Below are 26,731 nucleotides of genomic sequence, written 5' to 3' on the forward strand. Positions count from 1 at the left end.
CACTCCCCGTGTGGTCAGCTCGCGCTGGCGTTCCGGTGCTTGATGACTCGTCCGATCACAGGCCAGTACGCGGCCATGTGCTTGAGCTCCTCGGTGACCTTGAACTCCTCCTTGTCGAACCGCTTGCGCAGGAACAGGGTGAGACCGTCGTAGACCAGGTCGCCGATCTCGTCCGGGGCGTTCTTCTTCGCCCACTGCAAGGTCTGCAGGACCTTGACCGTGGAGGCGTCCGTCCAGTGGTTGTCGGGGTCGGCGAGACCGAAGGCGGGCGGGACGAAGTCGGCGGCGCGCAGCTGCGCGAGGATCTCCTCCGAGGCCTGCCGCGGGTCCGCGTTCCCCTTCTGCACCTCCTGCACGAGCGTGCTGACGTTCTTCAGCAGCCGGCGGACGGGGGCGTAGTCGGGGATCGCGCCGTCCGGGGCCTGGCGCTCGAGACGGGCGAGTCCGGCCGGGTCCCGGTCGTTCAGGAAGGTGGCGTAGGCGCGGTTGATCTCGAACGTGGCGAGGATCTGGCCGAGCGACCACACCCTGAACCAGGCGTTCCACAGGAACCAGCTGCCGAACGAGGTGTAGGCGTTGGCGACCAGGTCGTCGTTGAAGTCGAGCAGGCCCTGCTCCAGCTCCTGGACGTAGGAGAACCGCTCCTCGGCGAAGTCGTCCTCCTTGATGGCGTCCAGCAGGCGCCAGCCGAGGGCGTGGATGATCTCCATGGTGTTGGACAGACCGCGCGAGAAGAGCGCGTCCACGAAACCGGCCGCGTGCGAGGTCAGGCACCAGCGGTAGCCGACGGTCTGCTTGGAGGAGTACTGCAGACGCCCGGTGCGCACCCAGTCCCGGGTGGCGACCGCGCCCTCGAACTGCGGTGCGATGTCGGGGTACTTGGCGATGAAGTTGCGGAACTCCTCCTCCGGGGAGCAGTCCGGCGTGGGGTGGATGCGCGGGTCGAGGTTGAGGCCCACGCTGCACTGGGGGCTGGTGGCCAGCGGGTGGTTGTCGAAGGGGATGACCCACATCCAGCCGCCCTCGAACATGTGGTGGAGGGTGCCCTCGCTCCACGGGCTGGGGTTGTGGTGCGTGCCCTTCGGCAGGGTGTCCTCGTACGGCTTCACACCGATCATGTGGGTGAACAGCGAGCGCGACTGGTGGCGCAGCCGGCTGGGCTCCTCGCGCAGGCCGAACTTCTGCGCCAGCGGGGAGCGGTGGCCGCTGGCGTCCACGATGAACTTCACGCGCACCGGGTCGCCGTGGTCCGGGATGACGGTGACGCCGGTGTCGTCGATGTCGACGTCGACGATCTTCGTCTGCTGGCGGACCTCGGCGCCGTACTTGATGGCCACGTTCAGCATCCAGGCGTCGGTGTCCTGGCGGAAGAAGTGGTTCTCGGTGTGGGTGATCTTCGGGATCGGGAACATGCTGGTTTCCAGCGGGTTCTGGCGGGCGCCCTCGCGGTGGTAGAGGAAGCCGAAGTTGCGCTTCACACCGCAGTTGGTGGAGATCTTCGACTGCACGGCCTCGAAGGTCGTGAGCCATTTGACCTCGGGCACGCCGTACCGCTCGCTGACCAGCCTCATCATCATCGACGTGTACGGGATGGTGGACTCGCCGATGGCGAAGCGCGGGTGGGTGCCCGCGTCGAGGACGAGCACCTTCGCACCGTTGTTGGCGAGGCAGGCGGCCAGCGTGGTGCCGGCCAGGCCGGACCCCAGGATGGCCACGTCGTACTGCGGTGAGGTGGGGCTTTTGGGACGGAGGGCGTCAGTTGACATAAGCCTCTCCTTGGTCGATTGCGCCGTCTGGCTTCTGATGCGGCCAAGGTAGAAGCGTGACCTCGAAGTCTGGTCACATACAGGTCATGTTAACCATTAATGCATGCAACTGCATTGACGATGACAAATCGCCCATATTAAACCTTCACCCCGCGCCCACAAAGGGCGCACACGGCATACAAAAAACGGCCGGCCTCCCCCGAGGGGGAGGCCGGCCGCCGAGGCCGTACGGGAACGTCAGCCCATGTGCGCCACCGGCGCCGAGGCCTCACCGGGCCGCGGCTTCGGCGTGTTCATCAGCACGGCGATGACCACCGCACCGCAGGCCATGATCGCGCCGGCCCAGGTGAACGCGGTGGTGAAGCCCTCGGTCATCGCCTCGTGCACCACCGCGGGGTTCTTGCCCCCCGAGGAGTGATCCGCGAGGTACTCCGCCGCCGCGTCCGCGGCCAGCGTGCTGAGCAGCGCCGTACCGATCGAACCACCGATCTGCTGAGCGGTGTTGACGGTGCCGGAGGCCACGCCCGCGTGCTCGTCGGCGATCCGGTAGGTGGCGTAGTTCATCGCGGTGGCGATCACCAGACCCATGCCCGCGCCCTGGACGTACAGGGCGGGCGCGACCATCGTCCAGTAGCCGGAGCCCGGGTCCAGCGCGGCCAGCCAGAACAGTGCGCAGGCCGCGATGACCATGCCGGGCACCACGAGGGCGCGCGGCGGGGCCTTGGGGATCAGCTTGGTGGAGACACCGCCGGCGAACATGCCGACGCCGACCGGCAGCGGCAGGAAGGCCAGACCGGTCTCCACCGGGGAGTACCCCTTGACCAGCTGGAGGTAGAACGTCAGGAAGAACAGCGCGCCGAGCATGGCGATCATCGCGATGCCCACCGCGAGGTAGGAGCTGCCCCGGGTACGGTCGCTGATCACCCCGAGCGGCAGCAGCGGATGCGAGGAACGGGCCTCCACCGCGACGAACGCCAGCAGCAGCACCGCGCCGGCGGCGAACAGGCCGAGCACCAGGCCGGAGCCCCAGCCCTCGGACTCGGCCTCGCTGCACGCGTACACGATGGCGACGAGACCGGTGGTGACCAGCAGCACGCCGGGAATGTCCATCCGCGCGCGCACCGCTGCCCGCTGCTCCGGACCGAGGTACAGCACACCGAGCGCGGCGATCACGGCGATCGGCGCGTTGACGTACATGCACCAGGTCCAGTCCATGTACTCGGTGAGGAAGCCACCGAGCAGCAGACCGATGACGGCACCACTGGCGACGATGCCGCCGAAGATGCTGAACGCCTTGGCGCGTTCCTTCTGGTCGGTGAAGTTCACCGAGATCAGCGACAGCGCGGTGGGGGCGAGCAGGGCGCCGAAGACACCCTGCAGCACACGCGCCGTGAGCAGCATCTCGACGTTGGGCGCCGCGCCGCCGAGGCAGGAGGCGATCGCGAAGCCCGCCAGGGCGATCAGGAAGGCCCGCTTGCGGCCGGTGTAGTCGGCGATCCGGCCGCCGAGCAGCAGGAGGCTGCCGAAGGCGAGGGTGTATGAGGTGACGACCCACTGCCGGTTCTCATTGGAGAAGCCCAGGTCGGACTGCATCTCCGGCAGCGCGATGTTCACGATCGTGATGTCGAGAACCACCATCAGCTGGGCCAGGCAGATGAAGACGAGAGCCGTCCAGCGCTTGGGGTTCGCTAACGGGGCCGCTCCGACGGCGCCACCGCCGGGGACCCGGTCTTCGGATGTGGTCATGGGGGGAGATGCCTTTCTCCGTCGTTATATTCCGCAGACCCTGAATATAGGGCAAGGGACTGTGGCTCGGCCGGGCGGGTATCGGCCTGCTCCTGGAGCGTGACCTCACCGCGTCATGAATTCACCCGTTGATGGATTCATCCTGCCATGAATTATTCTCCCTGCTCGACGGTGCAGGCAAGTACCCCGTTCGGACCATCCACTCGAAGTAGAGCGACAGCAGTGACTCATCGAGCGGAGGACAAGCGATTCCCGAGCCCACCAGGGCCTGGACGGTGTTCGTGGCGTCGTAGTCGATGGCCTCCTCGCCGCCGACGACGAACTCCTCGACCACCCCCATGACGGGGTGCAGCTCGTTGTCGTTGACGCCGAACGACTCCTGCAGCCCCCGCCACCACTGCTCCACCGGCACCGTGCGGAACTCCCAGCCGTGCCGCTCCATCGCGGACAGCAGCTCCTTGAAGGCCGCCTTGCGCCGGTTGACCAGGTGGTACGTCAGCCCCCACGCGTGCGCTCCGCGGGAGATCCGCACCAGCGCCGAGGTGACGTAGTCGACCGGGGTCATCTCGATCTCCAGATCGAGATCCGGAGCCATCCCGAGCTGCACACAGCCCTTGATCACCCGGGTGGTGAAGTGGGTGGTCAGGCAGGCTCCGGTGCGCGAGTCGCCGAGCACCCGGCCGGGCCGGTGCATGTCGACGGGGATACCGCGCTCCTGCGCCTGGCGGACCAGCAGCTCGGCCGCCCACTTGGTCTGCACGTACCCGGTCACCAGCTTGCCGGCGCCGAGGATGTCGTCCCCCTCGCCGATCACGGTCCGGCCGTCGGCGGGGATGCCCCAGATGCCGTACGTCGACACGTACGAGACCGGGATCTGCTCCGGGCCGGCGCAGGCGAGCCGCAGGATCTCCTGGGTGCCGATCAGGTTCGCGGGCCGCAACTGCTCATAGGTGTAGGAGAAGTTGACCCAGGCGCCGTTGTGGTAGATCGCGTCCAGGGTGCCGGCGAGCCGGGTGAACTCCGCGTCCGCCAGGCCGAGCCGGGGCTTGGCCAGATCGCCGGGGACGACCTTGACGCGGTCCGCGGCATCCTCCCGCCAGGGCAGGTACTGCTCCAGGTTCCGCCGGATCCGGGCCAGGCCCGACTCCGGGGCGTCGCAGCGGACCAGGCAGTGGACGGTGGCGTCGGTGGTGGACAGCAGTTCGTCGAGGAGGTAGGCCCCGAGGAAGCCGGTGGCGCCGGTGAGCAGCACGTCGGTCGGGTCGGTGTAGCCCTCGCCGACCGGTCCGGCCGGCACGATCGCCGGGTCCAGGACGACGTCGGCCGCGATCAGCGCCGGCTCCGTCCAGTCCGCGGTCGGCTGCGGCGTGGCCTCGCCCTCGCCGCCGAGCTCGGTGTCCAGCAGCCGCACCCAGTCCTCCAGCGCGGTCCGCTCGAAGAACTGGCTCGGACGCACGCTGATGCCCAGATCGCCCTTGCAGCGCTTGACGACCTCCATGACCATCAGCGAGTCCAGGCCGTGCGACATCACGTCCGCCTCCGGCAGCACCGACTCCGGCTCCACCGCCAGCACCTCACCGAGCACCTGCTGGAGATAACCGGTCAGCACGGCCGTACGGCCTGCCGCGTCGGCCCCCTGCACGGCCTCCAGCACCGCCGTGGACGTGCCCCCGCCGGTGCCCTCGTCGATCTCGACCGTGCGCAGCACCGGGCGGTCGGCACGGGCCTCCATGACCGGCTTGTACACCGACCAGTCGGCGGAGCAGACCACCGCCTGCGGCGCGTCACCGGCCAGCAGCGCGTCCAGCAGCCGCAGACACTGCGGTGCGGAGAGCATGCGCAGACCGGTGGAGGTCAGGAACTCCACGACGTCGGCGCCGAACAGATTGGACGTCAGCTCCCACGGGCCCCAGCTCACGGTGAGCGCGGTCAGGCCCTGGGCGCGCCGGTACTCGGCGAGCGCGTCGAGGAAGGAGTTGGCGGCGGCGTAGCTGGTGACGTGCTGGGAGCCCCAGGTCGCGGCGATCGAGGAGAAGCCCAGGAAGAAGTCGAGCTCCAGTCCCTCGGTCAGCTGGTGCAGCAGCCAGCCGCCGACCACCTTGGGCCGCCACACGGCGTCGTAGTCGCTCGGGTCCGACACCGGTATGTCCCGCAGGAACTGCGGGACCGAGGTGCCGGCCGCGTGCACCACACCGCGCAGCGGCATCAGGCCGGTCGCCAGGCCCTGGATCACCGGCAGCATGTCCTCGATGTCGTTGACGTCGGCCGCGACCACGTCGACCAGCACCCCGGTCTCCTCCAGCGCGGACACGAAGTCGACGCGTTCCCGGACGGATCCGGTCAGCTCGGGGTCGTTCCACGTGGTGCGGGGCGGCAGCGGGGTGCGGCCGAGCAGGACGAGCTTGCCCGCGCCGCTGTCGGCGAGCCGACGGGCGAGGGCCTGGCCGATGCCGCCGAACGCGCCGGTGATCAGATAGGTGCCCTGCCGGTCGATGCGCGGCCGGCGCCCGAGCTCCTCGGCGGTCAGCGGGAACTTCACCAGCCGCGCCACCCGGCGGCTCTCGCCGCGCAGCGCCTGCTGGTCCTCGGCAGCCGTGTCGGCGAGCGCCGCGACCAGCGCAGCGCCCTCGTCGCTCTCCCCCGGCCCCGGGTCGAGGTCGACGGCGCCGGCCCAGTGCTCGGGGTGCTCCAGCGCGATCGCCCGGCCGAGACCCCAGAGCGTCCCGGCGAAGGGCGAGGTGACGCCCTGTTCCGCCAGGGCGGGCACGGCACCCCGGGTGACCAGGCTGAGCCCGGTCTTCGTGCAGGCCGCGCGGGCCGTCAGGCCCTGGATGAGGGCGACGGCGGCCAGTTCGGCGCGGTCCCGGAAGGCGGTGAGCGAGTCCGCGTCGGCGGCGTCCGGGCGCGGCGCGTCCAGGCCGGTCAGCAGCACCACCCGGTGCGGGGCGACCCCGTCGGGCAGCTCGCGCAGCCAGTCGTCCAGGTCGGGGGCGCCGGACTCCTCGATCCGGCAGTGCGCGCCCCGGGCCCGCAGCGCGGTGGCCAGCCGGCGGGCGGTTCCGGTGCGGTCGGGCACCAGCAGCCAGCCCTGGCCGGACAGGTCCGGTGCGGCGGCGGCCGGTTCGATCTCGTGCCATTCCAGCCGGGTGAGCAGTTCCTCCGGGTCCCGCCAGGGCGCCGGGGCGGGCGCCGCGGCGGACGCCGTCCGGCTGACGACCGTCAGATCGCGGATGCCGCCCAGGTAGGCGCCGTCCTCGGCGAACAGGTCGACGCTGCCGCAGACCGTGCCGGGCTCCTTGCCGCTCTGGGCGATGGCCCGTACGTAGCGGGCGCGGTCCAGCGATTCGAGGGTGGCCTCGGTGATCCGCCCGGCGAAGCCCGCCTCGCTCAGCCCCGCGTCCCAGGACACGGCCGCCACGGCCGCGTCGAAGACCTGCACGGCGTGGTCGGCGGTCTCCCCGCTGTCCAGACCGAGGGCCACCAGCACACCCTCGTCACCGCGGTGCGCCGAGACGACGGCACCGATCAGGGCGTCCGACAACGAGGCCGTCTCGTAGTGGAGTTCGTCCCGGTACTCCTGCCCGGCCAGCGTCGGCGCCGAGCTGCCGGAGTGCCGCGAGCGGGTGCTCGCCCGGCGCCGCAGAACGGCGTGGGCGTGCCGCGTCCAGGGTGCTCCGGCGGCCGCCTCGGCCGGGGTCTGGCTGTGCAGTTCCACGATCGCGCAGCCGTCGTCGTCCTTGTTGACGGTGATCTGCAGCACCCGCCCGGCCCGGTCCATCGGCGGCGGCTGGAACACGTCGAGCTGCTCGATGCAGGACCACACCCCGCCGAGCGCGTCCGCGGCCGCCGCCCGCGCCGCCCGGCCCAGCGAGCCGACGGGCAGGAACCTGAGGCCGTCGGAGTCGGTGCGCGCGTAGCGGTCCCACTCCGGCTCGTCCAGCTGGAGCTCATAGGTCGGTACGGCGCTGTGCAGCCGGATCCCGGCCTGCGGCACCGGAGTGCCGGCGGCGGCAGCCCGGGGCGCCGCACGGCGCTCCTCGAACCAGTAGCGCTCGCCGTGCCAGGGGGTGACCGGCAGGGCCACCCGGCGCGGAGTGCGTCCCGAACCCGAGTGCACCGCCGTCCAGTCCACGGTCTCGCCGCGCAGGTGCAGCAGACCCAGCGCCCGCTGGACGGCGGTGCGGTCCTCGGGTGCGCCGGCCCTCGGCTTGTACAGGGACGGCACGTACAGGCAGTCGCCGTCCAGGCCGGTGCGCTCCCCGATGCCGCTGAGCACCGGGGCGGGGCCGATCTCCAGGAAGGTGCGGGCCCCTTCCGCGTGCAGCGCGGTGAGGCCGTCGTGGAAGCGGACCGTGCCGGCCGCGTGCCGCACCCAGTACTCCGGGCCGCAGTCCTCGGCGGTCCAGGCGCGTCCGGTGTGGTCGGAGACCAGCGGCAGGTCCGGCATCCGGTAGGTCAGCGACTCGGCGACCGCGCGGAACTGAGCCAGCATCGGCGCCAGCAGCGGGGAGTGGAAGGCGTGGCTGACGGTGAGCCGGGTGGTGCGCATCCCGCGCCGCTCCAGCGCCGTGCGCACCGCGTCCACGTCGGCGGCGGCACCCGAGATCACCACGCTGGAGGGGCCGTTGACCCCGGCCAGCGACACCGTGTCGCGGTATCCGGCGATGGCCGTGCGGGCCGTGGCCTCGTCGCAGTCCAGGGCGGCCATGGCGCCGCCCGCGGGCAGCTCGGCCATCAGGGCGGCGCGCGCCGCGACCAGCCGGACGGCGTCCGGCAGTTCGAAGACGCCCGCGATGCAGGCGGCGACGATGCCGCCGATGCTGTGCCCGAGCAGCCCGCTGGGCTTCAGACCCCAGGACTGCCACATCCGGGCCAGCGCGTACTCGACGGCGAACAGCGCGGGCTGGGTGTAGCGGGTGTCGTCGACCGGCGACTCCTGGCCGGGCTCGGGCCACACCACGGACGCCAGCGGGCGGTCCAGATGGACGTCGAACAGGTCCGCGGCCTCGTCGAAGGGGGTGCGGAAGGCGGGCTCGTCGGCCAGGCCGCGGGCCATTCCGGCGTACTGCGAGCCCTGGCCGGTGAACAGCCAGGCCGTCTTGCGGTGCTTGTGGACGGGCAGTTCGGCGGTCGCGGTGCCGGAGGCCCGCTCGCCGCGCGCGAACGCCTCCAGCGCGGCGGCGAGTTCGCCCGCCGCGGCGCCGGTGACGGCAAGTCCGTGCCGCTGCCGGGACCGGCCGACCTGGCTGGTCCAGCTGATGTCGGCGAGCGGGATCCCGGGGTTGTCGCGGAGGTGGCCGGCGTAGCGCCCGGCCAGTTCGGCGAGGCCCTCGGCGGAGTGCGCGGACAGGGTCAGCACCTGGGGCCCGGCGGACGCCGGCGGCTCGGCCTTGACGGGCGCCGCGCTGATGACGGCGTGCGCGTTGGTGCCGCTCGCGCCGAAGCTGCTGATGCCGCCGACGCGGGGCCGGCCGCCCTCCGCGTCCCAGGGCCCGCCGTCCTTGGTGACCTCGACGTTCAGCTTGCCCCAGTCGACGTTGGGGTTGGGGTCGTTGAAGTGCAGGTGCGGCGGGATGTGACCGTGCTGCAGGGCCAGGACCAGCTTCAGCACCCCGGCGATGCCGGCCGCCGACTCCAGGTGGCCGATGTTGGTCTTGATCGAGCCGACCTTCAGCGGGTTGTCCGCCGGGCGGTTGCGGCCGATCACGGCCTGGAGGGCGCGCAGTTCGATCGGGTCGCCGAGCGCGGTGCCGGTGCCGTGCGCCTCGATGTAGTCGACGTCGCCGGGCGCGATGCCCGCCTGCTCCAGGGCACCGCGGATGACGCCCTGCTGGGCGGCCGGGTTGGGCACCGTGAGCCCGCTGCTGCGTCCGTCGTGGTTGACGGCCGAGCCGCGGACCAGCGCCAGCACCGGGTCGCCGTCGCGCAGCGCGTCGGAGTAGCGCTTGAGGACGACCACACCGGCGCCCTCACCGCGCACATAGCCGTTCGCACCCGCGTCGAAGGTCTTGCAGCGGCCGTCCGGGGAGAGCCCGCCGAACTTGCTCATCATGACGAAGCCGTACGGCGACAGCATCAGGTTGACACCGCCGGCGAGTGCCATGTCGCACTCGCCGGTGCGCAGGTCCTGGCAGGCCTCGTGCAGGGCGACCAGGGAGGAGGAGCAGGTCGTGTCGACGACCTTGCTCGGTCCCATCAGGCCGAGGGTGTAGGAGATCCGGCCCGCGACGAAGCTGGGCTCGCCGACCAGCTGGTAGGCGTCGACGTCCCGGATGTCGCCCTCGCTCTGGCGCATCCGGGCGTAGTCGGTGGTGGAGACGCCGAAGTAGACGCCGGTGGGGCTGCCGGTGAGCCGGTCCGGGGCGTACCCGGCCCGCTCCAGCGCCTCCCAGGCCACCTCCAGCACCAGCCGCTGCTGCGGGTCCATGCCGACGGCCTCGCGCGGCGAGATGCCGAAGACGCCGGGCTCGAACAGGTCCACGCGCTCGTCGAGGAAGCCGCCCTGGGTGACGTACGCCTTGCCGGGCTGGTCGGGGTCGTCGTCGAACACCGCCTGCGCGTCGCCGCGTTCGGCCGGGAAGTCCCGGATGGTGTCGGTGCCCGCCACCAGCATCCGCCACAGCGAGTCGGGGTCCTTGGCGCCGCCCGGCAGCCGGCAGCCGAGCCCGATGACGGCGATGGGCTCGTCCAGCGGGCGGCTGCGGTTCTTCGCCAGCTCGCCCTGGAGCTTCTCGATCGTGCGGACGGCTTCGACGAGTTTGGCCCGGTAGTCCGGGGTCGTCATGGTCAGTCTCCCTCGGTCAACAGGGCTTCGGACGACGCCAGCGCGTCGTCGAGACGGCTCAGCAGGGAGTCGTCGTCGAGGTCATCCAGGTCCTCGGCCGGCTCCTGCGGGGCGGCTGCCTCGACGGGTTCGGCCTGGTCCTGCGGTTCGGTGAGCACCTCGTCGAGGACGAAGCGGGCGAAGGACGTGACATTGGGGCACTCGAACATGACGGTGCCGGGCAGTTCGAGGCCCAGCTCGCGTTCGGCGCGCTGCTTGAGGTCCTGGGAGAGCACCGAGTCCATACCGAGGTCGAAGAAGCCCTGGTCGGGCGAGACATCGGCCTCCTCGCCGAGCACCTGCGCGACCAGCTTGAGCAGCAGGTCGACCAGTCGCTCCTCCCGCCGGTCGGGCGGCAGCGCGAGCAGTTCGGCGGCGAGATCACCGGCGGGTCCCGGCGCGGCCGGGGCCGCGGGCTGCGGCTCGGCCTGCGGCCGGGCTTCCACCGCGTAGGGAGTGTCCACCCAATAGGGCTTGCGCTGCCAGGGGTAGGCGGGCAGCGGTACCGGGCGGTGCGCTCCGGGAACCAGCCGGTCCCAGTCGACGCCCGCCCCGTGGGCGTGCAGCGCCCCCGCCAGTTCCAGCAGCTCGACCGGGCCGAGGTAGGCCTTCTCGATGCCGCTGGGCTGGCGCCGGCGCGGCGCGGTGAGCTGGACCGGGACGGTCTCCCCCGGCTCCGCCGCCGCGTCCAGGGCGGCACCCAGCATGCGGATGGCGCGGCTTCCGGTGCCGATGTCGAGCAGCACGTCGAGGCCGGCCATGATGACCTCGTTGGCCAGCGCGTTCCAGCCGTCGGCGGCGGAGTGGCGGGCCACCCGCGCCCCGTCGGACTGCGCGGGGACGGGCACACCGGCCGCGAGCAGCCGTACGGCGTTGACGAGCGTGAGGTCGCCCGCTGCCACGGCGGCCGCGTACTCGCCGATGTCCCAGCCGACCACCGCGTCGGGCTCGACGCCGAGCACCTTCCACAGGGCGGTCGTCGCGAGCTGGCCCGCGAACACCTCGCCGGCGTGCTCCACGCTGCCCGGGTGCGCCGGGCCCTCGGGTTCGCCCAGTTCGGCGCGGAGCGCCTCGCGGGCCTCGGCGAGGGTGGTGCGGTAGGCCTCGATGGCCTCCGGGTCCCCGGCCAGTGCCTCCTCGTGACCCGTCAGGTCGGCGGGGGTGCGGCCGTAGACGAACAGCACCGATGCCTCGTCGCGGGCCTGCACCGGGCGGGCCCGGTCCAGGGCGGCGAGGAGTTCGTCGCGGCTGCGTCCGACGGCCGTGATCCGGTGCGCGAGGTGGGCTCGGCGGGCGCCCGACGTCCAGCACAGGTCGGCGAGTTCGCCGGCGTCGGCGGTGGCGACGCGCTCGCGCATCAGGGCCGTGGCGTCGGTCAGGGCGTCCGGGGTCGCGGCGGACACGGTCAGCACACAGGGCCGTACCGGCCGGGGCGCGGCCGGGGGCTCCGGCCGGACCGGGGCCTCCTGGACCAGGACGTGGGCGTTGGTGCCGGTGAAGCCGAACGCGCTGATGCCCGCGATCCTGGGCCGTTCGCCGCGCGGCCACGGCACGGGGTCCCCGGCCACGTCCAACGGCAGCTTCGCCCAGTCCAGCTGGCGGGTCGGCTCGGACAGGTGGAGCTGGGCGGGGATGCGCTCCCGGCCGAGCGCCAGCACCGTCTTGATCAGTCCGGTGACTCCGGCGGCGGCCTCCAGATGGCCGACGTTGGTCTTCACCGAGCCCACCACCAGCGGGCGGTCGGCGGGTCGGCCGGTACCCAACGCCCCTGCCAGGGCGCGCAGTTCGACGGCGTCGCCGAGCCGGGTGCCGGTGCCGTGCGCCTCGACGTAGGACACCTCGTGCGGTTCGATTCCGGCCTGGTCGAGCGCGGTGAGGATGACCTCTTCCTGGGCGGTGCCGCTGGGCACGGTGAATCCGCCGCTGGCCCCGTCCTGGTTGACCGCGCTGCCGCGGATGATCGCGTACACCCGGTCACCGTCGCGCAGGGCGGTCGAGAGTTTCTTGAGGATGACCACACCCGCGCCCTCGCCGCGGCCGTAACCGTCGGCGGAGTCGTCGAAGGTCTTGCACCGTCCGTCGGGGGCGAGCGCCCCGGCCGCGCCCATGGAGAGGAACACCGTCGGGGTCGCCATGACGTTGACCCCGCCGGCCAGCGCCAGCCGGCTCTCCCCCGCGCGCAGGCTCTGGCAGGCCAGGTGCACGGCGGTGAGGGAGGAGGAGCAGGCGGTGTCCACGGCGAGGCTCGGGCCGCGCAGTCCCAGGAAGTAGGAGATGCGGCCCGCGGTGGCGCTGAAGGAGTTGCCGGTGCCGTAGTACAGGTCGACGTCGGCCTCGCGGCGGGTCACCAGCTGCTGGTAGTCGGTCGTGTTGAGGCCGACGAACACCCCGGTACGGGTGCCGCCGATCCGGTCGGCGCGAACCCCGGCGTCCTCCAGCGCCTCCCAGGCCACCTCCAGGAACAGCCGCTGCTGCGGGTCCATGGTGCGGGCCTCGCGGGGCGAGATCCGGAAGAAGGAGTTGTCGAACCCGTCGACCTCACCGAGGAAGGAGCCGCGGGCCGGTACGCCGTCGAGGGCCGCGGCGTCCCACCGCTGGGCGGGCACGTCACCGCTGGCGTCGACGCGCTGTTCGAGCAGCCGCCAGAAGTCCTCGGGCCCTCCGACACCGCCGGGGAGGCGGCAGCCGATACCGACGACGGCGATGGGCTCGACGGCGTCGTCGCCGTCGAAGGCGGGGGCGGGCTCGGGTACGGCGACAGAATCGGCCTCGGCAGACCCCGAGCCCGAGAACTCGGCAGCGGAGGCGACAGTCACCGCTTCCTTGGAATCACCGGGTTCACCAGCACCGCCAAGGGGCGCGGGGAACTGCGCGACCGGCCCGGACGGCGCAGCAGCCGCCCCACCACCCGACTCGGCACTCACAGCGGAGCGCTCCGGCTCCGGAACCAACGTCATGATGTAGTCCGTAAAACCGTCAATCGTGCCGTGCGCCAGCGCATCCGCACCGTCCACCGGCACCCGCAGTTCCTCCGCCACCCGGCGGGCGAACTCCGCGACCGAGATCGAGTCGATGCCCAGCTCGAAGAACCCCCGGGTACGCGGCAGCCGCTTGCGCGGCCCGTGGCCGAGGACCTTGACCAGCTGGGCGTGGACCGTGGACGCCACGTGCTCCCGGCCATGGGCGACCGGCGCGGACGGCGGCGCCTCGGCGGGCTCCCCCGCGGAGAGCGTGGCCACGGCGGCCGGAGCGGGAGCGGCGGCAGCCGGGACGGTGGCCGGAGCGGCAGCCGCAGGCGCCGCGGTCGCGGCCCCCGCGTCCGCCCCGAGCTCCGCGACCACGCGTCCCTTCGCGTCCACCAGCCGCACCTCGGCCCGCAGGCCGTTCAAGTCGGCCGGGCCCGAGCCCTGTTCGCCGCGCTCCACGCCGTCCAGCCAGAACCGCTCGTCGGCCCAGCGGTGCGGCGGCAGGGTCACCGGGCGCACCGGCGCGCCGTGCGCCTCCGCCCAGTCGATCTCGACGCCGGCCTCGTGCAGCTTGGCCCGGGAACGGGCCAGCATGGTCGGGCCGTCCTGGCCCCGGACCAGCGAGGAGACGACCGGTCCGCGCCGCTCGCGGTGCGCGAGGGAGGCCTGGAGCGGACGGGAGAGGACGGGGTGCGCCCCGATCTCGACGAACGCCGTCTCGCCCTCGGCGAGCAGCGTGTCGACGACGGGCCACAGCCGCACCGGCTCCCGCAGGTTGGCGCTCCAGTAGGCCGCGTCGAGCGGGACCTCCTGGCCCGGCAGGGCCGTGGACAGGAACGGCACGGTCGGCGCCTTCGGCGTCAAGTCGCTGAGCAGGTCGGCGAGTTCGTCGGCGTAAGGCTGCATCAGCGGGGAGTGGAAGGCGTAGTCGACCGGGAGCGCGACCACGTTGACGCCGTCGTCGGCGAGCTCGCGGACCGCGCTCTCCACGGCCTCCTTGGGCCCGGCGACGACGACGGAGGCGGGTCCGTTCTCGGTGGCGACGACGACCTCGGGGTGGCGGGCGGCGAGCCGCTCGCGGACCTGGTCGGCGCCGAGTTCGACGTTGGCCATCCGGCCGGTGCCGGCGGCCCGGTGCATCAGCCGTCCGCGGTGCGCCACGAGCCGTACGGCGTCCTCGAGTTCGATCGCGCCGGACATGTGCGCGGCGGCGACCTCGCCCATGCTGTGGCCGATCACCGCGTCGGGGCGCACGCCCCAGGACTGCCAGAGCCGGGCGAGCGCAACCTGGACCGCGAACACCGCGGGCTGGGCGACGTCCGTGGCCTTGACCCGGGCCGGGTCGGCGTCGCGCAGGACGTCGTACAGGGACCAGCCGGCCTCGGCGCGCAGCAGTTCGTCGCAGTCGTCGAGGACGTCGCGGACCACGGGCTCGCTCTCGGCGAGGTCCAGGCCCATGCGCGGCCACTGCGAGCCCTGCCCGGAGAAGACATGGATCAGCTTCGGCGGGTTCTCGGCGGCCCGGGTGCCCTCGGCGTCGGCGAGCGCGGCGGTGATCTCGGCCGCGTCCTTGCCGACGACGGCGATCCGGTGCTTGAGATGGGTGCGCCGTACGGCGGAGGCGGCCGCGGCCGGTCCGACCGGGTCGGCGAGCCGGGCGCCGTAGTCGGCGGCCAGCCGGCGCAGCCCCTCGGCGGTGGTCGCCGAGATGAGCAGGGTGTGCGGTCCGTCCGGGAGGTCGGTGGCCGCGGGCTGCGGGGCGCTGCCGAGCACGATGTGCGCGTTGGTGCCGGAGAGCCCGAAGGCGCTCACGCCCGCGGTCAGCGGCAGGTCCTCGCCGGGCAGCCGGACGTGCTCGACCGGGACCAGCGTCCCGGAGGACTCCCAGTCGATCATCGGGGCCGGATAGACATGGTGGATCTGCCCCGGGACCGTGCGGTGCCGGAGCACCAGCATCGTCTTGAGCAGGCCCGCGATGCCCGCGGCGGAGTCCATGTGCCCGAAGTGCGCCTTGTGGGAGCCGACCAGCAGGGGCTCCTCGGGCGGCCGGGTGCGGCCGAGCACCTCGGTGAGCGCGGAGATCTCCAGCGGGTCCCCGAGCGGGGTGCCGGTGCCGTGCGCCTCGACGAACACCGGCTCCTCGGGGGCAACCGACGCCGAGGCCAGCGCCGAGCGCAGCAGGGCCTGCTGCGCGAGGGCGTTGGGGGCGGTCAGTCCGGCGCTGCGGCCGTCCTGGTTGACGGCCGAGCCACGGATCAGCCCGTGGACGCGGTCGTGGTCGCGTACGGCGTCGGCGTACCGCTTGAGGACGACGACGCCGCAGCCCTCGCCGCGGACGATGCCGTCGGCGCGGGCGTCGAAGGGGCGGCACCGTCCGGTCGGGGACAGCGCTTGCACCTTGCCCATGAAGACGGACAGCTCGGGCGCGACGATCACGTTCACGCCGCCCGCGAGCGCGGTGTCGGCCTCGCCGTTGCGCAGTGCCTGGCAAGCCAGGTGGACGGCGACCAGCGACGAGGAGCAGGCGGTGTTGACGGTCATCGCGGGACCGTGCAGCCCGAAGGTGTAGGCGATGCGTCCGGCGGCGAAGCTGAACTCCTTGCCGGAGGCGAAGTAGGGGTCGATGGCCTGGATCCCGGAGGTCCGGGCGTGCAGGAGCAGGTAGTCGGAGCCGAGGATGCCCATGTGGACCGAGGTCCGGGTGCCCTCCCAGCCGCCGCGCGGCAGCCCGGCGTCCTCCATGGCCTCCGAGCACACCTCCAGCAGCAGCCGCTGCTGGGGGTCCATGCCGCGGGCCTCGCGCGGGGAGACGCCGAAGTAGTCGGCGTCGAACCGGTCGATCTCGTCGAGGAAGCCGCCCTCCCGGCAGTAGGTGGTGCCGGGGTTGTGCCGGTCGGGGTGGTGGAAGTCGTCGCTCCAGCGGTCGGCGGGTACCGGCGTGATGACGTCCACGCCGTCCATCAGCACCCGCCACAGCCCGTCGAGGTCGCGTACGCCGCCGGGGAAGCGGCAACCGGCCCCGACGACTGCGATGTCGTCGGGGCGCGGCTCGTACCGTCGGTTCTCAGCCATGGACCGGTGTACCTCCCGTTGTGACCTGGCTCCGTCGACCGGCCAGGTATCCGGCGAGCGACCGGATCGTCGGATGACGTACCAGTGCACGCGGGTCAACCTCGTCGCCGAGCCAGTCCGCCAGGGCCGTGGTGATCACCAGGCTGTCCGCGGAGTCGATGTCGAACTCGTCGAAGCACAGGTGGACCGACACCATCGCCGGTGGAAGCAGGGTCCTTTGTGCAATCTGCTCCACCAGCCAGTTCTCCACCGCTTCGGGGGTGATCTCCCTCGCAGGTCCGCTCACCGTGGCACCTCTCATCCTCAAGTGCGGCCGAAAGCGACGGTAGGCAGACGGACTCAAGACGCCCTTGAGAGTGCGCGGGAGTGGCCGGTCCTCGCTCTTGCCGAGGGCGCCCGCAGGCCCCACACCTCTCGAAGCCGTGTCGACGGCGGCTTGAGCGGCGGCTGGTGCGATCCCCGTCGAACAAGTCCCGCCGGTTTCTCAGAGCGCGGAAGGAAACCCTCCCTTGGCCACCGACCACCGACTCCCCCTGTTCTGCCTGGCCCACGCGGGCGGCAGCGCGCATCCGTACCTCCGGCTCGCCGCCGATCTGCCCGACCACGTCACCGTGGTCCCCCTCGAACTGCCCGGGCACGGAACCCGGGTACGCGAACCCCTGCTGCACGGCCTGTCCGCGCTGACCGAGGAGGCGGTACGGCTGATCGGCGAGCGCCGGCACGAGCCGTACGCACTGTTCGGGCACAGCTTCGGCTCGCTCGTCGGCTACGAGACCGCCCGGGCGCTGACCGCCCGGGGCACCCCGCCGGAGCTGCTGCTGGTCTCCGGGCGCAACGGACCGACCGAGCCGCTGTCGCACCGCCCCTTCGCCCATCTGCCCGACGACGGCTTCGTCCAGGGGCTGCAGCGGATCGGCGGGCTGCCCGAGGCGCTGCTCGCCGAGCCGGAGCTGCTGAAGTTCTATCTGCCGGCCATCCGCACCGACCTGAAGGTCGTCGAGACCTACGCCCATGCCCCGGGCCCCCGGCTGACCGTTCCGGTGACCGCGTTCGCCGGGCGCAAGGACGTCCTGACCGATGCCTCGTCGATGGCCGCGTGGTCGCGGATCACCACCGGGGTCTTCGATCTGACGCTGGTCTCCGGCGGTCACTTCTTCCTCCAGGAACCGGAGTTCAGGGCCGCGCTGAGCGCCCGGCTGACCCGGTTCGCGGCCACCGCGAACCGTGTTCCGGCGGCCCGTGGGGCGGTCGCCCGAGCGGTTGCCGAGTGAACCTCAACCGCGAACACCCAGCATCACCGGCTGTACGGCTCTCCCCCCACGCCGAAGCCCGAGACCAACAGGAGGCCCCAGTGGCGGCGCTGTCCCATGAAGAGATCCGTCAGAGGATCAGCGAGTACATCGAGCAGCAGTTCCTCGGCGAGAGCGAGGTTTCGGAGCTGACGGACGAGACCCCGCTGCTGGAGTGGAGCGTCCTCACCTCCATGAACACCTCCCTGCTGCTCTCGTTCATCCGCACCGAGCTGGGGGTCGTCGTGCCCCCGACCCACATCACCGGCCGGAACTTCGCGAACCTGGCGGCCATCACGGACATGGTCCACTCCCTGGCCCCGCAGCCCGCTGCCTGAACCGACCGAAGGAAGAGAGAGCATCGTGGACGCACAATTCGACGTCGCAGTCATCGGCGGCGGCCCCGCGGGATCGACCGTGGCCTCGTACCTGGCCAAGGCCGGTCTGTCCGTGGCCGTGTTCGAGGCGGAGAACTTTCCTCGTGAGCACGTCGGCGAGTCCCTGGTCCCGGCCACCACCCCGGTGCTCCTGGAGATCGGGGCCATGGACAAGGTCGAGGCCGCCGGCTTCCCGAAGAAGTTCGGTGCCGCCTGGACCTCCGCCGAGGAACGCGACATCAACCACAACGGTTTCCGCGGCCTGAACCACGACTTCCGCGCCGCCGAGGTCCTGTTCAGCGAGCGTGACCAGGACGGCGTGGACCGGGACCACACCTTCCACGTCGACCGCAGCAAGTTCGACCACATCCTCCTCAAGCACGCCGAGGAGCTGGGCGCCAAGGTCTTCCAGGGCGTCCGGGTCGGCAAGGTCGACTTCGACGGCGAACTGCCGGTCGTGGAGGTGAAGGTCGGCTCCTCGTCGACGCACATCCCGGTCAAGATGGTCGTCGACGCCAGTGGCCGGCAGACCCGTCTGGGCAACCAGCTCAAGACCAAGATCCCGGACCCGGTCTTCAACCAGTACGCCGTGCACACGTGGTTCGACGGCCTGGACCGCAAGGCCCTCGCCGTCAACAAGGACCAGGCCGACTACATCTTCATCCACTTCCTCCCGGTGATCGACACCTGGGTGTGGCAGATCCCGATCACCGACACCATCACCTCGATCGGTGTCGTCAGCCAGAAGAAGCGGTTCCAGGAGTACGGCGGCGACCGCGAGAAGTACTTCTGGGAGACCGTGGCCTCCCGCCCCGAGCTGCTCGACGTGCTGAAGAACTGCGAGCAGGTCAAGCCCATGAAGACCGAGGGCGACTACAGCTACGGCATGAAGCAGATCGCCGGCGACAACTACGTCCTCATCGGGGACGCGGCCCGCTTCGTCGACCCGATCTTCTCCTCCGGCGTCTCCGTCGCGCTCAACAGCGCCCGGCTCGCGGCGAAGGACATCATCGCCGCCCACGAGGCCGGGGACTTCAAGCACGAGCGCTTCGCCGCCTACGAGGGCAAGCTCCGCAAGGCGGTGGGCTACTGGCACCGCTTCATCGAGGCCTACTACCGCCTCAACATCCTGTTCACCGCCTTCGTCCAGGACGACCGCTACCGGCTGGACATCCTCAAGATGCTCCAGGGCGACGTCTACGACGACGAGGAGCCGAAGGCGCTCTCCGCGATGTGGGAGATCATCGAGGCGGTCGAGAGCGACCCGACCCACCTGTGGCACCCGTACCTGGGTCAGCTGAGGTCCCCCACCGCCGCGCCCAGCTTCTGATCCACCCGGCCCTCCCCCAGCCGGGGGAGCAAGGAGCTGGAGCGCACAACCGGCCGCGTACCTTCTCCGGAGAAATCCGGGAAGGTACGCGGCCGGCACCGTTTTCGGCGCGAGCCGCGCGGGACGTCAGGCGGCACGCGCGTGCGCGATGACGGTGAGCAGGGCCCGGGGGGTCGGGGCGTCGGCGACGATCGTGTCGGGCAGCATCAGGCCGTACTCCCGCTTGAGCCGGCCGGTGACCTGGAGCAGGGCCAGCGAGTCGTAGCCGAGCCGGTAGAAGGGCGTGTCGACGACGTCCTCGGCCTCCAGGTCGATGCCCTCGGGGACGCCGGCGCTCTCGCTGAGCAGCCGGATCAGATCGGCGAGGGTGAAGCGGTCGGGGGATTCGGACATGGCCATGGGTGCCTCCTTGAGTGGGGGAACAGGTGTCGGGAGAAGAAGGGACGGAAGAAGAGGGCGGCGCGCGGGGGCCGACGGTTCAGAGCCGGCCGAGCAGCACGCCGAGCAGGCTCTGGTCCAGCGTGGTGTCGACGGCCGTGTCGGCCGCGGCGCCGAAGCCCTCGTCGCGCAGGGCGGCGCTCACCACGTAGTCGGACTCCAGGGCGTAGGTGCCGAAGCTCCACTCCGGGCCGGTGCCCGGGGAGCCGTCCGGCCGCTGGAGGCTGATGCGCGCGTCGTCGAGCGTGAAGCCGAACTCGGTGAACCGGAAGCGCAGCCCCTGGCCGATGGCCTTGCTGTACGCCTCCTTGAGCGTCCACAGCCGGACCAGGGCGCTGTTGCGGGTCTGTTCGGGCAGCGATTCCAGCAGCTCGCGCTCGTGCGGCGTGCACGCCTGGAACTCCACACCGGTGCCCACCATGGGGCGCTCGGCGCGCTCCACGTCCACGCCGAGCAGGCCGCGCCGGGTGACCCCGACGACCATGACCTCCTCGGTGTGGCTGAGGCTGATGTCGATCTGGTCGCAGCCGCGCAAGTACGGCCGGCCGCCCGGCTTGTACGCCAGGTCCACCGCCTCGGGGCTGCTGGCCAGCACCCGGGCCGCGGTGTGCTTGAGCAGCAGCCGGGAGGCGAGGAAGCCCTCCCGCACCCGGCGGTGGCTCAGCCGTTGGAAGCGGCCCCAGTCGCGGGGGCCGAGCAGCGGGCGCAGAACCCTTTCTCCAGTTTCCTCGGGAAGCCAGTCGGCGACCCTGCCGTAGGTCACCACGGTGCCGCGGGTGGCCAGGGGGCCGAGCACGTCGTCCCACTGGCCGTCGGGACCGGTCACGAGCACGGGGGCTCCGGCGCTGGGAGGGGCCATCAGACGGCCGCCTTCACCAGGCGGTCGCGCAGGTAGCCGACCAGGGAGCCCACGGACGTCATGCTGTCGACCATGTCGGGCAGGGAGAGTTCGCCGAGCTCCGGGACCGCCTGTTCGACGCGGTACTTCAGCTGCATGATGAGGACCGAGTCGAAGCCCAGGTCCTCCCTCAGCAGGGAGTCCGTGCCGACCTCGGCCACCGGATCGTCGATCACCCGCCGCACCGCCTGGACCACCGCGGAGATCAGATCGCCGGACGTGTCGTCGGCGTGTGTGTCGTCGGCGTGTGCGCGCATGGGCGGTTTCCTTCCGGTCAGGACTCTGCGAGGTTCGTCTCGTACAGGTCGTAGGAGCGCTTGAGCTCGTAGCGTTCGAGGACGGCCTCGAAGAGACGCCGTTCGACGGCCTCCTGAGGAGCCTTGGGGATGTCGAGCCCCAGCAGGGCGCCCAGCCGGTGCAGTGCGCCGGTGATCCACGCCGGGTCCGCGAGGAAGGTCCCGGGGCGGGCGTCGCGGTGCTCCCGCCAGACGCCGAGGCTCGCCGCCGCGGCGCAGACCAGGGCGTACCGGTCGGTGAGGGCCAGGGTGTCCGGCGTGGAGAGTCCTTCGCCGGGGGTCATCCTGGCGAACCGCCCGCGCAGCTTGCGGAGTTCGCCGAGGAAGGCGGTGACCAGCTCGCCGAGCTCGTCGCCGAGGCCGGCGCAGGCGCTCAGGACCGGGACGATGGGGTCGGCGATGCCCGCGGGTGCCAGGATGCCGAGATCGGCGGGCGGCAGGTCCTCCCAGGGCCGCAGCAGCGCGGCCGGCGGTTCGTCGTCCACCAGCCAGGAGGTGCGGGCCAGGTGCGGGAGCTGGGCGACCAGCATCGCCTGGCGGGCGGCGGTGCCCGCGTGGCCCTGGGCCAGCAGCGGCAGGTCGCGCGCCATGCGGCCGAAGGCGCCGTAGGGGCCCTTGCCGTCGAAGTAGGCCTCGCCCAGCACCGTGGACAGATCGTGCGCGGAGTCCTGCAGCAGCTTGGGCACGGTGTAGGCGGCGGCCGCGGCGCAGGCGCTCACCCGGTCGGGCAGCAGATGGATGCCGCGGGCGGCCGCCAGGGCGATGCTGTCGCTGATCAGCAGGTCCAGCAGGGCGCCGGTCAGCACCTCGCGCCCGTACGTCGACTTGAGCGGGCCGTAGGGGTCGTCGCCGCGGTTCTCCACGGCGAACCGGATGGCCGTGCGCAGCACGGTGTCGGCGGCGGCGATGAGCACCGAGGGCAGCAGGGCGCGGGTGACGACCGAGCAGCGGACGGCCAGCGCCATGCCCTGGCCGGGCTCACCGATCACGGCCTCCTCCGGCACCGGGCAGTCGGTGAACTCCAGGCCGCCGAACTCGCAGCCGTCCAGCCCGACGGTGCGGTACCGGTACCGGGTGCGCAGGGCGCCCGCGGGCAGGATCTCGCGGTCGATCAGCAGCGCCTCGTGGCTGCCGTCCCCGGTGCCGGCGATGACGGTGAGACCGCGGGCGCGGGAGTAGTTGAGTACGGCGGTCTTGGCGCCGTCCAGGCGTCGCCGGCCTTTCCTGGTGACGAGCGCGAACTCGTCGCGCACGAAGTCGTTGGCGTGTGCCACGGCGGGCCGGGCAACGGCGATCCTGCCCCCGCCGAGCAACAGGGCGGCGGTCCATTCACGCTGCGCCAGGTCACCGGCGGCCCACACGGGGGTGGAGGCGAAGTAGCAGTTGAGCCCGTAGCCGAAGCCGAGCGAGAGATCGCGCCTGCACGCGGGCCGCACCACCCGGCCGAGCCCGTCGATCCGCTCCAGCCGGCCGCCGGACTCCACCGGCACGAACTCCGCGCCGAACTCGCAGTCGTCCAGCATCCGTTCGGCCCGGGCGAGCGCCTCGCCGCCGAGCGCGGCCGTCCCCAAGGGAGCCAGCGTGCGCTCCAGTTCGTCCGTGCGGCTCCGGAGCCGCGCCTCGGCCGTGGTCGCACGCACAGATCGCTCCACCGGGTGTCACTCCTCGCGGTCCGTAGGGTCCGGTCAGTCCCCGTACGTCCGGCTACCACAACCACCCGCACGAGAACGGACCAAGCGTCCGCCGCACCGCTCAAGCCCTGGTGGACCGCCCCGCAGGCGCGCGGGGCGGCATATGCCCAGTTCAGGTTCCCGATTCCGGTTGCGATTCGGGGGGCGTCCGTAACCACGCCACCCTCGCGTCCGTCGGCGGGCCCGACCGCTCCTCGGGATCCCCGAGCGCCAGACAGTCCAGCGCCTGCCGCAACCGCTCCCGCTCCTCGTGCGGCGCCCCGACCCGCCCGTCGAGCAGCGACACCGCCCGGTGACCGTGCCGCCGGGCCTGTACCGCGAGCCCATGGCCGGGACCCACCTCAGCGCACAACAGCGCGCCGGTCGAGGTGAGTTGGCCGAGCGCCGCGTCCAGCAGCACCGGCTGGGACGGCTGCAGGGCCCAGAACTCGGGATCGACCGCCCGCTCGTTGCCGGGCAGGCCGCCCGCGCTCCCGGACAGCAGGGGCGTGTGCGGAGCCGCGTACACGGAGGCCTGGAACGCCGGCAACGTCTCCCGGCACGCCTGAGCCACCAGCGGTCCGTGCAGCCCCGCGGGCACCTGCACCCGCATCCAGGTCAGCCCGGCGACCTCCAGTGCCCGTCGCGTGGCCGCCAGCCCGAACTCCGAGCCGGACACCAGGGTCTGCCCGGGCCCGTTGGACGCGGCCACCACCGTGCCGCCCCGCAGGAAGGGCGCCACCGCGGGCGGTGCGGCGGCGACCGCGAGCGCTCCGCCCGCCGGTGCCCCGGCGAGCGCGTCCGCCTGCACGGCGACCAGGCGTACCGCGTCCGTCAGCGGCAGCACGCCGGTCTGGACGGCGGCCACCAGCTCGCCGACACTCTGACCGAGGACCGCGCCGGGGCGCAGGCCTCGGTCCCGCACCGTCTCGCTGAGCGCGTGGCAGACCGCGAACAGCAGCGGATGCACCTCGGCCACGGTGCGCAGCCGCTCACCGGAGGACCACAGTCGGTACAACCGTTCCCCGGCCGGGCCCAGCAGTTCCAACACGGTGTCCATCGCCGTGGTGAAGGCGGGCTCGTACCGGTACAGGCCGTAGGCCATGGCGGGGTACTGAGCTCCCGCACCGGGCAGGAGCAACGCGACCGGCGGCACCGGTACGTCAGTACCGGCCCGGCGCCCGCACCCGGAAGAGCGAGAGCGGCTGGTCCAGCCGTAGTTCGGAGGAGGAGTCGAGCAACGCCCCCTGGAGCGACTGCAGTTCGTAGCTCGGGTCGAGCCCGAGCTCCCCGGCGAGCACGTCCCGCAGCCGCTGGTAGACCTCCAGCGCGGTGGTGCGCCGCCCGGCCCGGTACAGCGCGAGCATCAGCTGGAGATGGATGCCCTCGTGCAGCGGGTGCCGTGCCGCGAGCCCGAACAGCTCGCCGATGATCTCGTGGTGGCGCCCGAGCAGCAGGTCCGCCTCGATGCGGCGGCACAGGATGCCCATCCGGGACTCCTCCAGGCGGGTCACCTCGACGTCCAGCACCCGCCCGCACTCCACGTCGGCGAGGGCCGGCCCGCGCCACAGCGACAGGGCCTTGCGGAACAGGTCCGCCGCCGCCTCGTAGTCCCCCTTCTCCAGGGCCCGGTGACCGCCGCCGGAGAGCCGCTCGTACTCCCGGACGTCGACGGAACCGCCCTGGGTGTCGAGCAGATAGCCGCCGGGCTGGGTCACGAGGACGCTCTTCGCGCCCAGCGGCATGTCCAGCGATGGGCCTCCGATGGCGGAGGTGATAAGGTTCCGAAGTTGAAGTATGTACGTCTGCAGGGTTGTTGCGACGCTGGGTGGTGGGGTCTCGCCCCAGACCTCCTCCACCAGCATCCCTACGGAGACGGGACGGTCAGGGTTGAGGGCCAGTACCGCGAGAACCTTGCGTGGCTTGACCGCGGAAGGCACCACAGACTTGCCGGTCTGCATCAATCTGCATGCGCCGAGCACTTCGATGTCCATCGGCATCCTCTCTGTAGCCTGCACTCCGCTGCTGAGGTTCCGCAGCATGGATTCGCTCGGTGATGTGATGGTTACGTGATGGTCCGGTGAGCGTCTGGAGAAGGACTCAACTCGGACTCAAGTCGGCCTGGAACGCCGGTACGCGCGGATACAGCGGCCGGATTCCGCCGCTCCGCAGCAGCCCGCGCATGGCCGAGCGCTGGAGCTTCCCACTGGTGGTACGCCGTACCACGCCCGGCCGGACGAGCAGGATCACCGCGTCGGGGATGCCGAACTCCCCGTCGAGATGGGTCTGTACGGACTCGGCGAGCGACGGCAGTTCGCCGTCGAGGACGCCGTTCTCGCGCACCTCCTGGATCACGATGAGCCGGTCGCGTTCCGGCCCCGTGGTGACGGCCGCGGTCACCCCGAACAAGGGGTGCAGGCCCTGGACCGAGGTCTCGATGTCCTCCGGCGCGACATCCACCCCGTTGACGACGACGCCTTCCTTGAGCCGTCCGATCACGAACAGCTCGCCGTGTTCGTCCACGGCTCCCAGGTCGCCGCTACGCAAAAACGATCCGTCATGAGCGGACGTGACCGCCCCGAAACTCTCCTCGGTCTCGGCTCGGCGCCGCCAGTAGCCCGGCGCGACGCTCTCGCCGCGGACCCAGATCTCGCCCACCCGCCCCGGCTCCAGTACCTGCCGGGTCTCCGGGTCGACGATCCGTATCTCCACCCCGCGCGGCCGTCCGACCCCGACCAGGGTCCGGCTGCGGGAGCCGTTCACCGGTGCGGCCATCCGGCCGGCGGCGAGCGCGGCGGGATCCACCGCGCGCTCCACCGGACGCCGTCCCGGGATGCCGCCCGACACCAGCAGGGTCGCCTCGGCGAGCCCGTACGCCGGGTAGAACGCCTGGGGCCGGAACCCGGCCGGGGCGAACCGTTCCCCGAAGGCGGCCATGGTGGCCTCCCGCACGGGCTCGGCGCCGTTGACGGCGACCTGCCAGGAGGACAGGTCGAGCCGTGCGACCTCCTCGTCCGTCGCCGCCCGCACACACATGTCGTACGCGTAGTCGGGGCCGCCGGACAGGGTGATGCCGTACGTCTGGATCATCCGCAGCCAGCTGAGCGGCCGTGCGGCGAAGGTGGTGGCGGGCATGAGCACGCCTCGGGCGCCGACGTGGAGCGGGTGCAGCAACTGCCCCACCAGGCCCATGTCGTGGTACGGCGGCAGCCAGCCGCCGATCACCGCGTGCTCGTCCGTGCCGAGCGCCCGGGCGATGGCCTCCTGTCCGGCCAGCAGGTTCCGCTGGCTGATCACGACGCCCTTCACCTGGGTCACGGACCCGGACGTGTACTGGATGAGGGCGATGTCGTCGTCGGACGACACCGTCGGCCGCCAGTCCTCGGGGTCCGGCAGGGCCGCCCGGTCCGCCGCGAGGCAGACCAGGTCGCTGCCCGCGAAGAGCCGGGACAGCTCCGCCGCCACCGCGGAGTCGGCGAGGGCCAGGCCCACGTCGGCGTCCTTGGCGACGGCTGTCAGCCGGCGCACATTGCGCCCGCCGTCCAGCGGGGACGGACAGGGCACCGCGGTGGCTCCGGCGTAGAAACAGCCGAGCAGCGCGGCGATCTGCAGCGGGCCCTCGCTGTGCGGCAGCAGGACGCGCTGTCCCGCCCCGCCCCGCGACTGGACCCAGGCCGCCAACTGCCGTGCCTGGCGGTCGAGTTCACCGTAGGTCAGAGTCCGGGCCGGTGATCCCGGCCCACGGTGGGCGGGCGGCTCGGCGCCGACGAAGCTGAAGGCCTCGCGGCTGGGATCCGCCGCCTCCAGGCGACGCCGTAATGCGCCAAGAAAACCACCCATTTCGAACCGCCCCCGTTCGACTCAATGGCGCGAAGCTAACGGCCGATGCTCGAGAAACGCATGACCTCACCTCGACACCCAGACGGGTGTCGGCCGTCTGAGACCGCATCATAACGAGGGAAGATGCCGTCGCGGTACGGGTAATTCATGACGTGTTGAGGAACCGATCCGGTCGGATCCTGTCCTCGATTCCTGACCGCACCCGTGCTGAACTTGGCAA

General features: G+C 71.9%; 15 protein-coding genes. 3 read left to right on the forward strand and 12 right to left on the reverse strand.

The window, feature by feature from the left end:
- Positions 1–14: 14 nt before the first annotated feature.
- From ACFYW5_RS28650 to ACFYW5_RS28670, 5 genes are all read right to left on the reverse strand, one after another.
- Complete coding sequence (locus ACFYW5_RS28650) at positions 15–1,766, reverse strand: NAD(P)/FAD-dependent oxidoreductase (RefSeq protein WP_389419978.1); 1,752 nt, start codon at positions 1,764–1,766, stop codon at positions 15–17.
- 237 nt (positions 1,767–2,003) lie between these two features.
- Positions 2,004–3,512: an MFS transporter gene (locus ACFYW5_RS28655; RefSeq protein ID WP_389419979.1), complete on the reverse strand. Its 1,509-nt coding sequence runs from the start codon at positions 3,510–3,512 to the stop codon at positions 2,004–2,006.
- A 121-nt stretch (positions 3,513–3,633) separates the two neighbouring features.
- Positions 3,634–10,296 (reverse strand): thioester reductase domain-containing protein, encoded by a 6,663-nt coding sequence (locus tag ACFYW5_RS28660; RefSeq protein WP_389419980.1) that lies wholly within the window; start codon positions 10,294–10,296, stop codon positions 3,634–3,636.
- A 2-nt stretch (positions 10,297–10,298) separates the two neighbouring features.
- Entirely contained in the window at positions 10,299–16,373 is a 6,075-nt protein-coding gene (locus tag ACFYW5_RS28665) for a type I polyketide synthase (protein ID WP_389419981.1), read from the reverse strand.
- Positions 16,366–16,659: an acyl carrier protein gene (locus tag ACFYW5_RS28670; RefSeq protein WP_389419982.1), complete on the reverse strand. Its 294-nt coding sequence runs from the start codon at positions 16,657–16,659 to the stop codon at positions 16,366–16,368. The genes ACFYW5_RS28665 and ACFYW5_RS28670 overlap by 8 nt, the downstream gene beginning before the upstream one ends.
- A gap of 223 nt (positions 16,660–16,882) precedes the next feature.
- Between ACFYW5_RS28670 and ACFYW5_RS28675 the strand changes: the two genes are divergently transcribed.
- From ACFYW5_RS28675 to ACFYW5_RS28685, 3 genes are all read left to right on the forward strand, one after another.
- A complete protein-coding gene (locus ACFYW5_RS28675; RefSeq protein WP_389419983.1) occupies positions 16,883–17,644 on the forward strand; it encodes a thioesterase II family protein in 762 nt (253 codons plus the stop codon).
- Between the two features lie 80 nt (positions 17,645–17,724).
- Positions 17,725–18,000 (forward strand): acyl carrier protein, encoded by a 276-nt coding sequence (locus ACFYW5_RS28680; protein WP_250071219.1) that lies wholly within the window; start codon positions 17,725–17,727, stop codon positions 17,998–18,000.
- 25 nt (positions 18,001–18,025) lie between these two features.
- Positions 18,026–19,369, forward strand: coding sequence for an NAD(P)/FAD-dependent oxidoreductase (locus tag ACFYW5_RS28685; protein ID WP_389419984.1), 1,344 nt, complete (start codon positions 18,026–18,028; stop codon positions 19,367–19,369).
- A gap of 126 nt (positions 19,370–19,495) precedes the next feature.
- Here ACFYW5_RS28685 and ACFYW5_RS28690 read toward each other — a convergent pair whose 3' ends face one another.
- From ACFYW5_RS28690 to ACFYW5_RS28720, 7 genes are all read right to left on the reverse strand, one after another.
- Positions 19,496–19,768 (reverse strand): acyl carrier protein, encoded by a 273-nt coding sequence (locus ACFYW5_RS28690; RefSeq protein ID WP_389419985.1) that lies wholly within the window; start codon positions 19,766–19,768, stop codon positions 19,496–19,498.
- 79 nt (positions 19,769–19,847) lie between these two features.
- On the reverse strand, positions 19,848–20,666 hold the full coding sequence (locus ACFYW5_RS28695; protein WP_389419986.1) for a 4'-phosphopantetheinyl transferase family protein: 819 nt from the start codon (positions 20,664–20,666) through the stop codon (positions 19,848–19,850).
- Entirely contained in the window at positions 20,666–20,962 is a 297-nt protein-coding gene (locus ACFYW5_RS28700; protein WP_389419987.1) for an acyl carrier protein, read from the reverse strand. The genes ACFYW5_RS28695 and ACFYW5_RS28700 overlap by 1 nt, the downstream gene beginning before the upstream one ends.
- A 17-nt stretch (positions 20,963–20,979) precedes the next feature.
- Positions 20,980–22,641, reverse strand: coding sequence for an acyl-CoA dehydrogenase (locus ACFYW5_RS28705; RefSeq protein WP_389419988.1), 1,662 nt, complete (start codon positions 22,639–22,641; stop codon positions 20,980–20,982).
- 163 nt (positions 22,642–22,804) lie between these two features.
- Positions 22,805–23,827 (reverse strand): acyltransferase domain-containing protein, encoded by a 1,023-nt coding sequence (locus ACFYW5_RS28710; protein ID WP_389419989.1) that lies wholly within the window; start codon positions 23,825–23,827, stop codon positions 22,805–22,807.
- Between the two features lie 7 nt (positions 23,828–23,834).
- Positions 23,835–24,665 carry a BTAD domain-containing putative transcriptional regulator gene (locus ACFYW5_RS28715; RefSeq protein WP_389419990.1) on the reverse strand — a complete coding sequence of 277 codons (831 nt, stop codon included), beginning with the start codon at positions 24,663–24,665 and terminating at the stop codon, positions 23,835–23,837.
- A 106-nt stretch (positions 24,666–24,771) separates the two neighbouring features.
- The gene (locus ACFYW5_RS28720; protein ID WP_389419991.1) at positions 24,772–26,511 is read right to left on the reverse strand and encodes a fatty acyl-AMP ligase; all 1,740 of its coding nucleotides are present in this window, start codon (positions 26,509–26,511) and stop codon (positions 24,772–24,774) included.
- Positions 26,512–26,731: the final 220 nt, after the last annotated feature.

The sequence above is a fragment of the Streptomyces sp. NPDC002779 genome (assembly GCF_042888685.1).
Taxonomy (GTDB): Bacteria; Actinomycetota; Actinomycetes; order Streptomycetales; family Streptomycetaceae; genus Streptomyces.

Bases quoted from the DNA above. Each gene is read 5' to 3' on its own strand.
- ACFYW5_RS28650 (WP_389419978.1), bottom strand. From the start codon at position 1,766: ATGTCAACTGACGCCCTCCGTCCCAAAAGCCCCACCTCACCGCAGTAC.
- ACFYW5_RS28655 (WP_389419979.1), bottom strand. From the start codon at position 3,512: ATGACCACATCCGAAGACCGGGTCCCCGGCGGTGGCGCCGTCGGAGCG.
- ACFYW5_RS28660 (WP_389419980.1), bottom strand. From the start codon at position 10,296: ATGACGACCCCGGACTACCGGGCCAAACTCGTCGAAGCCGTCCGCACG.
- ACFYW5_RS28665 (WP_389419981.1), bottom strand. From the start codon at position 16,373: ATGGCTGAGAACCGACGGTACGAGCCGCGCCCCGACGACATCGCAGTC.
- ACFYW5_RS28690 (WP_389419985.1), bottom strand. From the start codon at position 19,768: ATGGCCATGTCCGAATCCCCCGACCGCTTCACCCTCGCCGATCTGATC.
- ACFYW5_RS28695 (WP_389419986.1), bottom strand. From the start codon at position 20,666: ATGGCCCCTCCCAGCGCCGGAGCCCCCGTGCTCGTGACCGGTCCCGAC.
- ACFYW5_RS28700 (WP_389419987.1), bottom strand. From the start codon at position 20,962: ATGCGCGCACACGCCGACGACACACACGCCGACGACACGTCCGGCGAT.
- ACFYW5_RS28715 (WP_389419990.1), bottom strand. From the start codon at position 24,665: ATGGACATCGAAGTGCTCGGCGCATGCAGATTGATGCAGACCGGCAAG.
- ACFYW5_RS28720 (WP_389419991.1), bottom strand. From the start codon at position 26,511: ATGGGTGGTTTTCTTGGCGCATTACGGCGTCGCCTGGAGGCGGCGGAT.